This is a genomic window from Flavobacterium limnophilum, assembly GCF_027111315.2.
GTDB classification, from domain to species: Bacteria; Bacteroidota; Bacteroidia; order Flavobacteriales; family Flavobacteriaceae; genus Flavobacterium; species Flavobacterium limnophilum.
This window is the reverse complement of sequence record NZ_CP114289.2, coordinates 624,870-639,352: the sequence shown is the minus strand read 5'-3', so window position 1 is coordinate 639,352 and position 14,483 is coordinate 624,870. Positions and strand designations below refer to the sequence as shown.

The 14,483-nt window shown below is 37.6% G+C and carries 12 protein-coding genes; 8 read left to right on the top strand and 4 right to left on the bottom strand.

Features of this window, described 5'->3' with window-relative positions; translation table 11 throughout:
* Positions 1-22 precede the first annotated feature (22 nt).
* Both OZP13_RS02660 and thrC read left to right on the top strand, forming a co-directional pair.
* Entirely contained in the window at positions 23-943 is a 921-nt protein-coding gene (locus tag OZP13_RS02660; protein ID WP_281298563.1) for a homoserine kinase, read from the top strand.
* Between the two features lie 74 nt (positions 944-1,017).
* A complete protein-coding gene (gene thrC, locus OZP13_RS02655; RefSeq protein ID WP_281298562.1) occupies positions 1,018-2,307 on the top strand; it encodes a threonine synthase in 1,290 nt (429 codons plus the stop codon).
* Positions 2,308-2,406: 99 nt separating this feature from the next.
* Here the strand turns inward: thrC and OZP13_RS02650 are convergent, their stop codons facing one another.
* The 4 genes from OZP13_RS02650 to OZP13_RS02635 form a co-directional block, all read right to left on the bottom strand.
* On the bottom strand, positions 2,407-2,946 hold the full coding sequence (locus OZP13_RS02650) for a lipid-binding SYLF domain-containing protein (RefSeq protein WP_281298561.1): 540 nt from the start codon (positions 2,944-2,946) through the stop codon (positions 2,407-2,409).
* Between the two features lie 202 nt (positions 2,947-3,148).
* The gene (locus OZP13_RS02645) at positions 3,149-3,532 is read right to left on the bottom strand and encodes a DUF3037 domain-containing protein (RefSeq protein WP_281298560.1); all 384 of its coding nucleotides are present in this window, start codon (positions 3,530-3,532) and stop codon (positions 3,149-3,151) included.
* Positions 3,510-4,304 carry a HipA family kinase gene (locus OZP13_RS02640; protein ID WP_281298559.1) on the bottom strand — a complete coding sequence of 265 codons (795 nt, stop codon included), beginning with the start codon at positions 4,302-4,304 and terminating at the stop codon, positions 3,510-3,512. The genes OZP13_RS02645 and OZP13_RS02640 overlap by 23 nt, the downstream gene beginning before the upstream one ends.
* A gap of 275 nt (positions 4,305-4,579) precedes the next feature.
* Positions 4,580-5,431, bottom strand: coding sequence for an NAD(P)H-hydrate dehydratase (locus OZP13_RS02635; protein WP_281298558.1), 852 nt, complete (start codon positions 5,429-5,431; stop codon positions 4,580-4,582).
* Positions 5,432-5,836: 405 nt separating this feature from the next.
* Between OZP13_RS02635 and OZP13_RS02630 the strand changes: the two genes are divergently transcribed.
* The 6 genes from OZP13_RS02630 to OZP13_RS02605 all read left to right on the top strand — a co-directional run bounded on the left by OZP13_RS02630 (position 5,837) and on the right by OZP13_RS02605 (position 14,483).
* The gene (locus OZP13_RS02630) at positions 5,837-7,744 is read left to right on the top strand and encodes an AAA family ATPase (RefSeq protein WP_281298557.1); all 1,908 of its coding nucleotides are present in this window, start codon (positions 5,837-5,839) and stop codon (positions 7,742-7,744) included.
* A 270-nt stretch (positions 7,745-8,014) separates the two neighbouring features.
* A complete protein-coding gene (locus OZP13_RS02625; RefSeq protein ID WP_281298556.1) occupies positions 8,015-9,022 on the top strand; it encodes an SPFH domain-containing protein in 1,008 nt (335 codons plus the stop codon).
* Between the two features lie 6 nt (positions 9,023-9,028).
* A complete protein-coding gene (locus OZP13_RS02620; RefSeq protein WP_281298555.1) occupies positions 9,029-9,946 on the top strand; it encodes an NAD(+)/NADH kinase in 918 nt (305 codons plus the stop codon).
* Positions 9,947-10,011: 65 nt separating this feature from the next.
* Positions 10,012-10,662 carry a hypothetical protein gene (locus OZP13_RS02615; protein WP_281298554.1) on the top strand — a complete coding sequence of 217 codons (651 nt, stop codon included), beginning with the start codon at positions 10,012-10,014 and terminating at the stop codon, positions 10,660-10,662.
* 411 nt (positions 10,663-11,073) lie between these two features.
* Positions 11,074-12,156, top strand: coding sequence for a glycine cleavage system aminomethyltransferase GcvT (gcvT, locus tag OZP13_RS02610; RefSeq protein WP_281298553.1), 1,083 nt, complete (start codon positions 11,074-11,076; stop codon positions 12,154-12,156).
* Between the two features lie 287 nt (positions 12,157-12,443).
* Positions 12,444-14,483 (top strand): carboxy terminal-processing peptidase, encoded by a 2,040-nt coding sequence (locus tag OZP13_RS02605; RefSeq protein ID WP_281298552.1) that lies wholly within the window; start codon positions 12,444-12,446, stop codon positions 14,481-14,483.

Below are 14,483 nucleotides of genomic sequence, written 5' to 3'. Positions count from 1 at the left end.
CTACAATACAAAACAATAAATTATGAATGAAATAAAAATATTTTGCCCTGCAACCATAGCCAATCTTTCCTGTGGATTTGACGTACTTGGATTGTGTCTAGCCACTGCGGGTGACGAAATGATTATTCGAAAATCCGACATCAAAGGCATTCGCATCACTAAAATCGTGGGAGCGGATTTGCCAATGGAAACCGAAAACAATGTGTCTGGCGTGGCTGCTTTGGCCATGTTGGAAGAAGTGGAAACCGAATTTGGTTTCGAAATCGAAATCTACAAACACATCAAGGCAGGAAGCGGAATCGGAAGCAGTGCTGCCAGTTCGGCCGGAGCGGTTTTCGGAATCAACGAATTGTTGGGACGACCTTTTACCCGAAAAGAGTTGGTGAAATTTGCAATGCAAGGCGAAAAATTGGCCAGTGGAAATGCCCACGCCGACAACGTTGCCCCTTGCCTATTGGGCGGCTTTACCTTGGTAAGAAGTTCCAATCCTTTGGACATCATCAAAATTGACAGCCCATCGGAATTGTATGCCACCGTGGTGCATCCCCAAATTGAGTTGAAAACCTCGGATGCCCGTTCGGTATTGAAACAAACCGTTTCCCTGAAAAGTGCCATCACCCAATGGGGAAATGTGGGCGGATTGGTTGCCGGATTATATACCCAAGATTACGAATTGATTGGACGTTCGTTGCACGACGAAATCATCGAGCCGGTTCGCAGTATGTTGATTCCCGGTTTCGATTTAATCAAGAAAGCCGCCTACGAAAACGGAGCCTTGGGTTCAGGAATATCCGGTTCGGGGCCATCCATTTTTGCCTTGAGCAAAGGAAAAGAAACCGCCGATAAAATCGCCAAGGCAATGAGTGCCGTTTATGACGAAATCAATTTGCCTTATGAAATTCACGTTTCAAAAGTAAACCCGGAAGGAGTTACAATTATATAAGAAGTTAGATATACGAAATACGATGTTGGAATTACAATATCGTATTTCGTAAATCGTAAATCGTAAATTAAAAAATGAAATACTACAGTTTAAACCACAATGCCCCAAAAGTTTCTTTCCAGGAAGCCGTAATACAAGGATTGGCAACCGACAAAGGATTGTATTTTCCGGAATCTATCACGCCTTTAAAAGCTGATTTTTTCGAAAACATCGAAAAGTTGAGCAACGAAGAAATTGCTTTCGAAGCCATCCAACAATTTGTGGGGGACGAAATTCCTGCCGAAACCCTAAAACAAATCATAGCCGAAACCTTGTGTTTTGATTTCCCGACCGTACCGGTTGAAAAAGACATTTATGCCCTGGAATTGTACCACGGCCCAACAATGGCTTTCAAGGATGTTGGAGCGCGTTTTATGTCGCGTTGTTTGGGTTATTTCAACAAAGACAAAAAAGACAATAAAAATACGGTTCTCGTGGCTACTTCCGGCGATACCGGTGGCGCAGTTGCGAGTGGCTTCTTGGGCGTTCAAGGCGTGGAAGTAGTGATTCTTTACCCTTCCGGAAAAGTGAGCGACATTCAAGAAAGACAATTGACCACTTTGGGACAAAACATCAAGGCATTGGAAGTGGACGGCGTTTTCGACGATTGTCAAGACATGGTCAAAAAAGCGTTTTTGGACGAAAGTTTGGCACACCACAACCTGACTTCAGCCAACTCGATTAATATTGCCCGTTGGTTGCCGCAAATGTTTTACTTTTTCTTTGCCTACAAACAATTGAAATCGCAAAACAGGCCTTTGGTATTTTCTTGTCCTAGCGGGAATTTCGGAAATATTTGTGCCGGAATCATCGCCAAAAAATTGGGATTGCCTATCGAACATTTCGTGGCTTCGACCAACGTGAATGATACCGTGCCAAGATTCTTGGAAAAAGGAAATTACGATCCAAAACCTTCCAAAGCCACCATTTCGAACGCAATGGACGTGGGGAATCCTAGTAATTTCATCCGCATCCAGGAAATGTACAACAACGATTTGGAGCAATTCAAAAAAGACTTCTCTTCGTTTTCTTATACCGATGCCGAAACTTTGGAAGCCATGCAAACCATCTACAAAACCGACGGTTACATCGCGGAACCTCACGGTGCAGTGGGTTATCTAGGTTTGAAAAAGGAATTGAAAAACCATCCCAATGCGATTGGAATTTTCTTGGAAACCGCCCATCCCATCAAATTCTTGGATGTTGTGGAACCGGCTTTGAACATTCAATTGCCTATTCCAACACAAATAGAAAGCGTGTTGAACAAAGAAAAAGTAAGTACAAAAATCAAGACTTACGAGGAATTGAAAGCGTTTTTGGGATAATATTCAATACCTGTTTTAAAATAAAAAAAACGGCTGGAAATAATTTTTCAGCCGTTTTTTATGTCAAATCTCCCCTAGTCGAGATTATTGCTCAAAGACTTACATTTTTTTAAACTTGAACTTCTGTCCACCAATCGAAGCCTCGTACATGAGTCCTCCTTTTTCCATGGTAAACACCATAACGCCATTGGCATATTTGGCATCTGCCGAGGCTCCTGCATTAGCGGCTACTGCTGAAGCCTGGGCAGAAAACTCGAATCGGCTGTCTTTAAAACGATCCATTTCTTTTTTGGACTCAAAAAAGATCACTTCTCGATAAGCTTGACCACCTGCTTGAAACCCTATGCTCACTTGCGACAAACTAGCCATGCCAATCATCACGCCATGCTCATAAACCACGCCATTTCCGGATGCACCACCTACTCCTACACCACCTTTTCCAACATTGGGGAAGATGACATAACCATAAGCGTTTTCAAAAAGTCCCTTCATTAGAGCGTCCTTCTTGATAAACTCCGCCTTTGCCGTATGGCTGTCGGCAATAATTTTATTCTTTTTGGACTCCGATTGTCCAAACATCGACGTCATGTTTAGGACACAAGCCATTACCAATACCCAAATAATGTGAATTTTTTTCATGATTATATAAATTAAATTAATGTGAAATTTCTTTACTCAAAGGTAAAAAATTTTCATCAAAGCAACCATAAAAAACTTGATTATCAACACAATACACGAATAAAATTTAAAAAACATTTTAGTCAGAAACCTAAAAAAAATCTGCGAATTCGCAGATTTTAAAATATCACCTAAATGATTTATGGGATTTTCTTTTTATAAGCTACAAAACCAATTCATTGAACAAGCGCTGAACGGTTGCTTCCAAATCGGTACACAAACCCGTATGCGGTCGCGAAGTTTGTATCGCCGAACTTCGGATAGCGGTCAACCACCGAAAACGGGATGCAATGTCAAACTCGCCAATAGGCCCGCCTGCTTTGCCTCCGTGAGCAATTTTTTGAAAAGAGGATAAATTCAATTCCAGTTGTTCCAAATCAAAATCTTCCGAAAACAATACTAATTTTGCTTCATTGACAGTGTAAAGCATTTTTATGAATTTGGCTCTTTTGCAAAACAGAATGATGCCTACATTCAGGAATTCTTCTCGTTCTACTTTTGGCACAACGCGAATAACGGCATATTCATATAAGTTTTTCTCTTGCATTTTGGGCTTCATTTATAAAAATTTGGGAATGGTTCAATCTCGTCCACAAAAAGTTGAAGTAAACGGCTCTTATTTCTTCCGGAGTTTCATCGGTATCTTCCCAATGCAACCAATCCTCTGGAATATAATTGACAATGTCCTGCAGTATTTCTTTGGTGAGCAACTTTTTAAAAAGAAGATCCGTTGCTGCCAATTCGCTCGCTTGCGGCAATAAAACATGGTCTTTTATCAATGCAAAAGGACTTTGGGCGTGCTTTTCCCAATTGGACCAGGAATGATGAAAATAAAGGCAGGCTCCGTGATCTATCAACCACAATTCTTTGTGCCAAATCAGCATATTGGTATTGCGAAACGTACGATCTACATTGGTAATAAAAGCATCCAGCCAAACTATTTTCGAAGCCAATTCAGGAGACAATTGCGTGACTACGGGATCAAAAGTAATGGCGCCCGACAAAAAATGCAGTGCCAGATTTAGGCCTTGGCTACCTTGTAATAAATCCTGGATTTCTTCGTCCCCTTCGTTACGTCCAAAAACCTCATCGAGATGGGCAAACACCAATTCGGGCATTTTCAGATTCAAAACCCTGGCAATTTCTCCACCTATCAACTCGGCAATCAGTGCTTTTACACCGTGTCCAGCACCCCTGAATTTCAAAACATATTTAAAATCGTCATCTGCCTCAGCCAAAGCGGGCAACGAACCGCCTTCCCGCAACGGCGAAATGTAGCGCGTTACATTTACGGTTCTTAATTCAAGTGCTTTTTTCATGGTACAACTTTATGAACTACAAACTTACAAATAACAATTCTTAAACTTTGTACTTCTAAATGATTAAAGCTTGTTACATTTTGAATCTCTTCCGTCATTACCGTGAATATAGCCCACGGATGAAACAGATGAAACGGAAAAACACGGATTTTACATATTTATCCCAACTTAAATGACCTTATGTGATATACATTTATTGATTTGAAAAAATGTAAAACACAACACTTTTTCAAACGAAAAAATGTGTTTAATCACACTTTTCCAAAGGAAAGTGATCATTTTTCCTCCAAACTCAAATAAGCCTTCCCGATATGCTCGATACTGTCCGAAGCGAGGAACGCCTGATAACCCGTTTCCGGCAGGGCAATATCGGCAGTGAGTCCATGGAGGTAAACGCCTATAATGGCCGCATCGATGGGTTCGTAGGATTGTGCCAGCAAACTCGTGATCATTCCCGTGAGGACATCTCCGGTTCCGGCAGTGGCCAAGGCAGCGTTTCCGGTCGTGTTTTCATAGATGGTGTCGCCGTCAAAAATCTTGGTGGGAGCGCCTTTCATCACGATGACAAGATTGTTCTGTTTGCTGAAAGCGATGGTTTTTTCGATTTTATCGGCATCCGAATCCCATTGGCCGATGAGGCGTTCCAATTCTTTTTGGTGTGGGGTCAGAATGGTTTTCTCCGGTAAAAACGACATCCATTGTTTGTTTTGCGACAATATATTCAGGCCGTCGGCATCGATAACCAAAGGAATCTCGTTGGTTTTCACGAAGCGGTGCAAGGCATTGTGGGTTTCTATTTCCTGGCCAATTCCGGGCCCAATCCCGATGGCTTGCGGAATAAAATCAAAGCCTATTCTGGAAATGTATTTCACTGCGGCATCCGTCAAGACCATCACTTCCGGATTGGCGGTTTGCACGATTTTGTAACCACATCTTGGAATGAACACCGTGACCAAGCCGCAACCGGTTTTCAAGCAGGCTTTGGAGGAAAGAGTCACCGCTCCTATTTTGCCGTAACTGCCTCCAATGATCAAGGCGTGACCTTGAATCCCTTTGTGGGTTTTGGGGTTAATGGGTTTGTATCTTTTGAGAATTTCAGACTTATTGATGAGTATTGCTGGCTTCATTGCATAAAATTTGTTCGTTTAAAAATACAAAAATTAAATGATTCTCCGTTTAAAGACCCTATTTTATTTTCTTCGCAAATTTCACTCGATTTCGTTGCAGATTTTAACGAAATTGACAACAAAAGCAGCCTATGTAGCAAGGAGAGATTACTTCAAAGGAATAAATAATAGTCACTATAAATGTAAATAACAGATTTTTAGCAATTTATTTATTGGATTGCTAGGTTTCTGTAAGGAAAATCAATAGGTTTGAATAGTTTTTTGAAATTATTCATAAACAACAACAATCTTCCTAATAATAGGGAGTACAAAATCAAAACTAATCGAAAGTCATAAAATAAATAAATGATTATATCTTTAATAATTCGACACTACAAAATATATAAAGGATTAAACTATATCCCATTGTCAGACGGAACCAAATTTTCAAGTATTTTAGGGGAAAATGGCGCAGGGAAAAGTTCAATTTTGGAATCTTTAGATTGTTTCTTTAATAAAAAACCTTTCACAGACTGGTCAATAAATTTTGAAGCAAAAGCTGAAGGAAGCTCAGGTGAAAATAGTCCTCACATTATCCCAATTTTTTTAATCCATAAAAGCAAATTAAGAAACATTCTTAAAGCTGATCAAGAGTCATATAAAAAAGCTGTTTTTTTATCAGATTATCTCTGGAATACTTCTGATAACAAAAATATTGAGACTATAAAGGAATTTTATAACCATCGAGATCTATTAAAAACTCAAGTAAATCCTTATGATTATTTTTTATTATTGGTAGGCAGAAAATATAAATCAAGTGAGTGTTTTTTTGGATCATATCAAAATACCCTTTCTTTTATAAATGATGAACCATATAAAAAATATGAAGAAAAAGAACTAGAAGAATACTTCGCAGGTTTTTATGAATATATTATTTCACATTATTCTTACCTATATATCCCTGTGGAAACAGACGTTCAAACTTATACCAAGTTAGAGACTCAGGATATGCAAAGATTAATGGACAAAAACATACAAATTGAAATAGAAAATGCTATAACTAAAAAAACTATAAAAACCATTAATGATCACTTAGATAAATTTGTAGAAAATATTGAAGATGTACTAGGAACATATAAATATAAGGGAAAGTCCAAAGACAGTTTAACAATGCCCGATTTGGTTTCTAGAATTATAGAGTCTTATTTTTCTATAAAAGTATTAAACAAAAAAATTCCAAATTCATCAAAAACAATTGCCGTTAATGAATTAAGTTCAGGAGAAAAAAGAAAAGCTTTAATTGACTTAGCCTATTCATTTCTAAAGCAAAACTCAGATAGAACTACAAATTTAATAATAGCAATTGATGAACCTGAATCATCTTTACATATTAGTAATTGCTACGAACAATTTGAAAAATTAATAGAAATAGCCAAAGAAAATCATCAAATACTAATTACAACTCATTGGTATGGTTTTCTTCCAATTGTAACCCAAGGAACAGCAACCTCAATTAACAAAGGTTTAGATAATAAAATAACTATAGATTTTTTTAGTTTATCAAATTTTAGAGAATTCATAAAACAGGAAAAGGAAAGACATAAAAAAGCAAAAGTTAAAGGTCCTTTATCTATTGATTATCGAATCAAATCTTATAATGATTTAATCCAATCAATTATAATATCAATTATTCAAGACCCTCCATATAATTGGATAATATGTGAAGGTTCATCAGAAAAAATATATTTTGAAAATTTCTTTCAAGAAGAGATTACAAACAAAAAACTTCGGGTTTTACCGGTGGGTGGTTATGAAGAGGTTATGAAAATTTACAATTATTTACTTGGCCCTTTTAAAGATTCAGATTACGATAAAAAAGGTAAAATTATTTGTTTAATAGATACTGATGAGAATCGTATCAATGTGGATTCGGCTATATCAAATAAAAATCTTCATTTTAAAAGATTGGTTTTTAATAAAAAAGACAATTCCATTCTATGTGATGTAAATTCAGATTTGACAACTGTAACAACAATCGAAGATTCATTGAACTCAGAAATTTTTATAGAGACACTTAAGTTTTTTAGTTCTGAAAACGAAGAACTAATTCCTCTTTTAGAGGAAAAAAATATAAATAAAGAATCTGTTTATTCGAAAAATGCATTAGACTTGAGGGATTCAGAAAAAGACATTTTAAAAACATTCTTCAATAAAAATTATGGAAGCAATAAATTAAATTTTGCAAAAAAATATTTAGAAATATCTGATTCCGATTATTTAATGGGTTATGAAATTGAATGGGTATCAGAAATAAAAAAAATAATAAATAATTAAGTCCCACGCGAGCGTTCCTCTCTTGAACACAAACAAAAACCCGACCGCGCTGATATGCCCCAACACAGTTAGCATAATTGCATTCTGTACCCATTTCGTGAGCAACAAATGCGATTGCGTCATTCCTCGCAATGTCTAAACACGGCAAACCAACCGATGTAACAATAACAGATTATCAATAATTTATTTCTTGAATTATTAGGTTTCTGTAAGTAAAATCATTAGTTTTGAATAAAATAAAAAAGAATATAAAAACTAAAATAAATATATATGTTTGGATTTAAACACATAAAATTTGATGCAATGACTTATGTTTTGCATTTTAAAAATGGAAACATAAAAAGAGAAGGTCGTGGACTTTCGTTTTTCTATTTTTCGCCAAATAGTTCCATTGTAGCCATTCCAATGGGAAGTAATGATTTGCCATTTATATTCAGTGAATCAACTAACGATTATCAAACGGTTACAATTCAAGGACAAATAAGCTATAAAATTACAAATCCTAAAACATTGTCGGATGTGCTGGATTTTACTGTTCAAGATAATGGACAATACAAAAAGAACGATATTGAAAAACTCAACCAAAGACTAATCAATGAGGCCCAAACGGCAACTTCTTCTTTTATTCATGGGATAAAACTAAAAGACGCCATCCGTTCGGCAAAAACGATTGAAGAAAGTATTATTGAAGGATTGAAAAATTCTACCGCCATAAATATGCTGGGAATAGAAATTTTGGGAGCCAATATTTTGGCAATATCGGCAACTCCAGAAATGTCGAGAGCATTGGAAACCGAAACCAGGGAAAAATTGCAACAGGAAGCGGATCAAGCCATTTATGAAAGAAGAAATTTTGCCGTAGAGCAAGAAAGAAAAATTAAGGAAACCGAACTAAATACTGAAATTGCTATTGAAGAAAAGCAAAAGCAAATCACGGAAAAGAAAATGGAATCGGAAGTTATAAAGGCCGAAAACGACAGAAAGTTGCGGGAAATGAAATTGGAAGCTGATATTTCTGTGGAAAATCAAAGAAAACTATTAATCGAAGAGAAAACAGAAAATGACAAAATAGAAGCGGAAACCCAAGGTTATGTGATTGAGGCAACTTTGAAACCATACAAAGATATCGATTGGAAAATATTGACGGCTTTGAACAATAATCCTGACCCGAAATTCAATATTTCACTTGCTTTTAGACAGTTGGCAGAAAATGCCGATAAAATTGGAAACTTAAACATAAGTCCCGATTTATTGGATTCTTTGTTGAACGAGAAATAAAAAAAGATGAATATTGAATATGCGATAATTGTAAAAAACAAAACACGATTGGAAGTATTAATCGAAAGATTTAATACCAAAGCGCAAGCAAAATTTTATATTGAAAGACTTGGAGGAAACTTCAACGATTACGAAATTGAAAATGAAATTTTTCAAAACTCATTGCAATCGTTGCAACTACAGCTGTCAAAAGTCATCAAAAACAAAATCGTGGAAAGAAATTTTGTTTCATCCTTTATTTTTTCAGAAAACCAATTAATCATTGTTATTGGACAAGATGGGCTTGTGGCAAACACCGCCAAATACTCTAAAAACCTCCCGATTATTGCCGTAAATCCAGACAAAGAAAGATACGATGGTGTCTTGCTTCCATTCGACACGAATACTTTTATAGGTGGCGTTGAAAATGTAATCACGAATCAATACCATTCAAAAACAATGCGTTTTGCGGAAGCAAAGCTCAATGACGGCCAACGCCTTTTGGCTTTCAATGATTTGTTTATTGGGGCATCAACCCATATTTCTGCCAAATATAAAATAGCTTTCAACAATAATATTGAGGAACAATCATCGAGTGGTTTAATAGTTTCTACTTCAGCTGGCGCAACGGGTTGGTTAAGTTCCATCTTTAACATGTCGTATGGAATCACGGGATTATTTGAAAAAAATTTGAAACCAAAAAGACCAAAACTCAATGAAAATGAATTACTTTTTGCCGTTAGAGAGCCTTTTCAAAGTATAAGAACACAAATTGGAATAACAGCAGGAATCATAAAAACAGAAAACAAGTTGACCATTGAATCGTTAATGCCAACAAGTGGCGTAATTTTCAGCGATGGAATTGAATCCGACTTTTTGAGATTTAATAGTGGGTCAATAGCAACCATTGGAATAGCTAAAGAAACGGCTAAATTAGTGATATAAAAAAGAAACCAAAATCTGCTTTATCTTAATCCGAACACAAATCACGTACATTTTAACAACAAAATATGAAAAAACTTTTTTTAATGCTTTGCCTTTTAGCTATTTCAAATAGTGCAATTTCTCAAACCAAAGCTCTTACTGATAATGGACGAGAAGTAGTTCTGTTTGACAATGGTACTTGGAAATATTCCGATGACAACAATAACACCAATTCGACCTCAACTGACTCATTGACAACAAATAAAAATAAATTCATCAAAACAAGTCAAGCAACATTTTTAGTAAAAAGTACAAATTTCAATGTTGGTGTCTTTATGAATCCTTCCAAATGGACTTTCTCTCCTCATAAAGACAATGAAAAAACGCCCGAATATAGGTTTAATCTAAAATCCGGAGAAGGTTATGCAATGATGGTTACAGAAAAAACCCAAATCAGCCTTGAAAACATGAGACAAATTGCCTTACTGAATGCTCAAAAAGCATCAGTGGATGTTAAAGAAACAAATGCAGAATATAGAATTGTAAACAATAAAAAAATACTTTGCTTAACATTTCAAGGAACTATTAAGGGAATTAAATTTGTTTACTTTGGATATTATTATTCAAGTCCAAATGGCACAGTTCAATTATTAAGTTATACCAGTCAACAATATTTTGACAGTATCCAAAATGAGTTGGAAAATTTTCTAAATGGATTTGTTGAAATTGAAAAATAAAAAAAAATAAACACCTCACAAACAAAGACTTACTTTAAAAAAGACACTATCTTAAAAAACCAGCTTTGCTTACTCTGGAGATGGCGCAAGTGTATGAATACTATATGGATACTGTATGGCTGTGGTACCCTAAAAAATGCCAAAAGTTTTAAATTTTTCTAAACGCTCTTTTCAGGATATCCGTTGCAACTTTGTCCGATTACGATGTCTTGAGCAAAAAACAAACCATCCTAAAAACCAGCTTTTCCTTGCGAGCGTCTCCGACCTAGCAGCACAAACGAGAGCGGCCAAAACTAATCCCTACTGTATGGGCACGTCACAAAACAGCATCCCAAAATGCCCCTCAAAAACCCTTTGCCACACCGAATAAAATCAATAAATTAGCCACTTCAAATTTTATTACAAACCAAGATGAAAAATACTGCGCTGACGCACATACACGAGAGTTTGGGAGCCAAAATGCTTCCGTTTGCCGGATACAACATGCCTATTTTATACGAAGGCGTCAATGCCGAACACGAGGTGGTTCGCAATGCCGTGGGCGTTTTTGACGTGTCCCACATGGGCGAATTCTTGTTGACGGGTCCCAATGCCTTGGCCTTGATCCAGAAAGTGACTTCGAACGATGCCTCGACCTTGACCATCGGAAGAGCGCAATATTCCTGTTTGCCGAACAACGACGGCGGAATCGTGGACGATTTATTGGTGTACAAAATGAAGGACGAACAATACTTGTTGGTCGTAAACGCTTCGAACATAGACAAAGACTGGAATTGGATTTCATCACACAACGATTTGGGCGTGGAAATGAAAAACCTTTCGGACGATTATTCTTTATTGGCCATTCAAGGACCAAAAGCCGTGGAAGCGATGCAAGCCTTGACTTCGGTAGATTTGTCGGCGATTGCCTATTACCATTTTGAAGTGGGCGATTTTGCGGGAATCGAGAACGTGATTATCTCGGCAACGGGTTACACCGGATCGGGAGGTTTCGAGATTTACTGCAAAAACGACGAAGTGGAACAAATCTGGAACAAGGTTTTTGAAGCCGGTGCCGCATTCGGAATCAAGCCGATTGGTTTGGCCGCCCGCGACACCTTGCGTCTGGAAATGGGATTCTGTTTGTACGGAAACGACATCAACGACACGACTTCGCCATTGGAAGCCGGATTGGGCTGGATTACCAAATTCACGAAAGAATTTACCAATTCCGAGAACTTGAAAAAGCAGAAAGAAGCGGGAGTTTCCAAGAAATTGGTCGCTTTCGAAATGCAGGAACGCGCCGTGCCAAGACACGATTACGAAATTGTGGATGCTTCGGGCAACGTCATAGGTATCGTGACTTCGGGAACCATGTCGCCATCGATGAATGTCGGAATTGGAATGGGTTATGTAACCACCGAAAACAGCGCCATAGACAACACCATTTTCATCCGAATCCGAAAAAATGACGTACCTGCCAAGGTGGTAAAATTGCCTTTTTACAAGAAATAAAAATTTTGACACAGATTTCACAAATTGACCAGGGCATTTGCTTTTAAAAAAAGTTTTACCCAAATTCATAAAACTGGTAAAAATAAGTGACAATCCAATGCTAACAAACAATAAAATCTGTGTTAATTTGTGCAATTCGTGTCTGATAATTTTAAATGCGAATCCCCTGCAAATTGACACAGATTATTTTTTATACTATTTTTTGAATTGGTGAAAATTTATGGAATCTGTGTTGTATTTTTCTTTAGCTTCGTATGTAGCTAAATTGCTATAAATAAAACCAGCAAATGAAGAAATTTTCACTGATATTGTTCTTGACGACATTTTCACTATTGGGTCAAAATAGCGCCAAGACTTGTGAAATACTTTCAAAAATAAATGCTTTGGTACAACAAGAGCATTTTCAACCCAAACCTGTAAACGACAGCCTTTCGGTTTACGTTTTTGACACTTTTATGGACGGTTTGGACGCCAATCGCAATTTATTTACCAAAACAGAATACGAAAAACTCTGCAAACACAGGCTGTTGCTGGATAATTATATTTTAAAAAACGATTGCTCCTTCATGGACGATTTTGTTTCGATGTACCAATTGGCATTGGAAAGAAAGAAAAAAGTGCTCGAAAAAATTCAAAATGAAGTCTTGGATTACAATGCCAAGGACACGGTTAAATTCTCCAAGAAAAACTTCCCTTTTGATTTGGTCGCAACCGATTTTGAACGCGTCTGGAAAAAGAGGGTTCGCTTTGACATTCTGGAAGACATTTCGAAACTGGGTTCCAACCTGGATTCACTCGCACCCCATTTTGCAAAACTCGAAAAAACGGCAAAAGCCAAAATATTCGAAACCTATTTGTGCAAATTAAACAGTATTCTGGGCAGCCAAAAAGGATTGGGTTACGATCTTCAAAATGATTTCCTGAATATTTTTTGCGCCTATTTCGACCCACACACCAACTACTTTTCATTGGATGCCAAAACCAGTTTCATGTCGAGTTTGTCCACCAGCGGTTTGTCGTTGGGACTCAACGTGACGCTGAATGAAAAAGAAGAAATTGTAGTTTCGGAAATTGTTCCCGGTGGCCCGGCTGACAAGTCCAAAAAACTGGAAAAAGACGACGTGATTCTAAAGGTTTCCAACAAAAAAGGCGAAGAATATTTGGTTTCTTGCGCTCCTTTGGAGAAAATTGGCGAACTCATTTTTTCGGATGCCAATGAACAAATCGAGTTGACCATCCAGAAGAAAAACGGAAACATCCTGCCGATTCTGCTCAAAAAACAAGTGATGAAGGCCACTGCAAATACCGTTTACAGCTTCATTGCCGAGAAAGAAACCAAAATAGGCTACATCAACATCCCCAATTTCTATTCGGATTTTGACGGATTCAGTGCCCAAGGCTGTGCCGATGACGTGGCCAAGGAAATTACAAAATTCCAAAACGACAACATTCAAGGATTGATCATCGACCTGCAAAATAACGGTGGCGGTTCGATGGAAGAAGCCATAAAATTGGCCGGTATGTTCATCGATTTTGGCCCCGTTTCGGTTTTGGTCAACAACAAAGGCAAGCACACCATCCTGAAAGATTACAGTCGGGGCGTGTCTTATTTTGGACCAATTGTTATTCTAATCAATGGCAACTCGGCATCGGCAAGCGAGTTTTTTGCCGCCGCCATGCAGGACTACAATCGAGCCATTGTTGTTGGAAGCACTTCCTTGGGCAAGGCTTCGATGCAATCCATCGTTCCCCTGGACGGAAACCAGCAGGATTTTGTAAAACTCACGCTGGAAAAATTCTACCGCATCACCGGCGACAGCAACCAAATAAAAGGAGTTGTTCCGGATATCGCGCTTCCCATATTGTATGACAGCATCGTTCAACGGGAAAACAGTTACAAAACCGCCTTGAAATATGACAAAATCAATACCAAGGCCAAGTTTAATGCCTTTAAAAAAGATTATTATCCAACATTGATAGCACAAAGCAATGCCCGATCGAAAAACAATGCCCGATTCAACGAAATCATTTTCGCCAACCAGGAAATCAATGCGTTGTACAACAATCAAAAAAAACCACTTCGACTAGCCTTCAAGGACGTCTTTAAAGATGTTCACGAAATTGACGCGCTTTGGAAAAAAGTCAAAAAAATCACGGCAACGGAAACCAGCTGCATCATAACGAACAATTCTTACGACTTGGACAAATTGCAGTTCGACCCTTTTCAGCAGGAAAGCAACACTTCCAAAATCAAGGACCTGAAAACCAATCCTTATCTAGAAGAAGCCGTGGCCATACTTAACGACTTCAATAATTTAAAAAAATAA

Coding starts and splice junctions, on each gene's coding strand:
- OZP13_RS02660 (WP_281298563.1), top strand. CDS start 23: ATGAATGAAATAAAAATATTTTGCCCTGCAACCATAGCCAATCTTTCC.
- thrC (WP_281298562.1), top strand. CDS start 1,018: ATGAAATACTACAGTTTAAACCACAATGCCCCAAAAGTTTCTTTCCAG.
- OZP13_RS02650 (WP_281298561.1), bottom strand. CDS start 2,946: ATGAAAAAAATTCACATTATTTGGGTATTGGTAATGGCTTGTGTCCTA.
- OZP13_RS02645 (WP_281298560.1), bottom strand. CDS start 3,532: ATGCAAGAGAAAAACTTATATGAATATGCCGTTATTCGCGTTGTGCCA.
- OZP13_RS02640 (WP_281298559.1), bottom strand. CDS start 4,304: ATGAAAAAAGCACTTGAATTAAGAACCGTAAATGTAACGCGCTACATT.
- OZP13_RS02635 (WP_281298558.1), bottom strand. CDS start 5,431: ATGAAGCCAGCAATACTCATCAATAAGTCTGAAATTCTCAAAAGATAC.
- OZP13_RS02625 (WP_281298556.1), top strand. CDS start 8,015: ATGTTTGGATTTAAACACATAAAATTTGATGCAATGACTTATGTTTTG.
- OZP13_RS02620 (WP_281298555.1), top strand. CDS start 9,029: ATGAATATTGAATATGCGATAATTGTAAAAAACAAAACACGATTGGAA.
- OZP13_RS02615 (WP_281298554.1), top strand. CDS start 10,012: ATGAAAAAACTTTTTTTAATGCTTTGCCTTTTAGCTATTTCAAATAGT.
- gcvT (WP_281298553.1), top strand. CDS start 11,074: ATGAAAAATACTGCGCTGACGCACATACACGAGAGTTTGGGAGCCAAA.
- OZP13_RS02605 (WP_281298552.1), top strand. CDS start 12,444: ATGAAGAAATTTTCACTGATATTGTTCTTGACGACATTTTCACTATTG.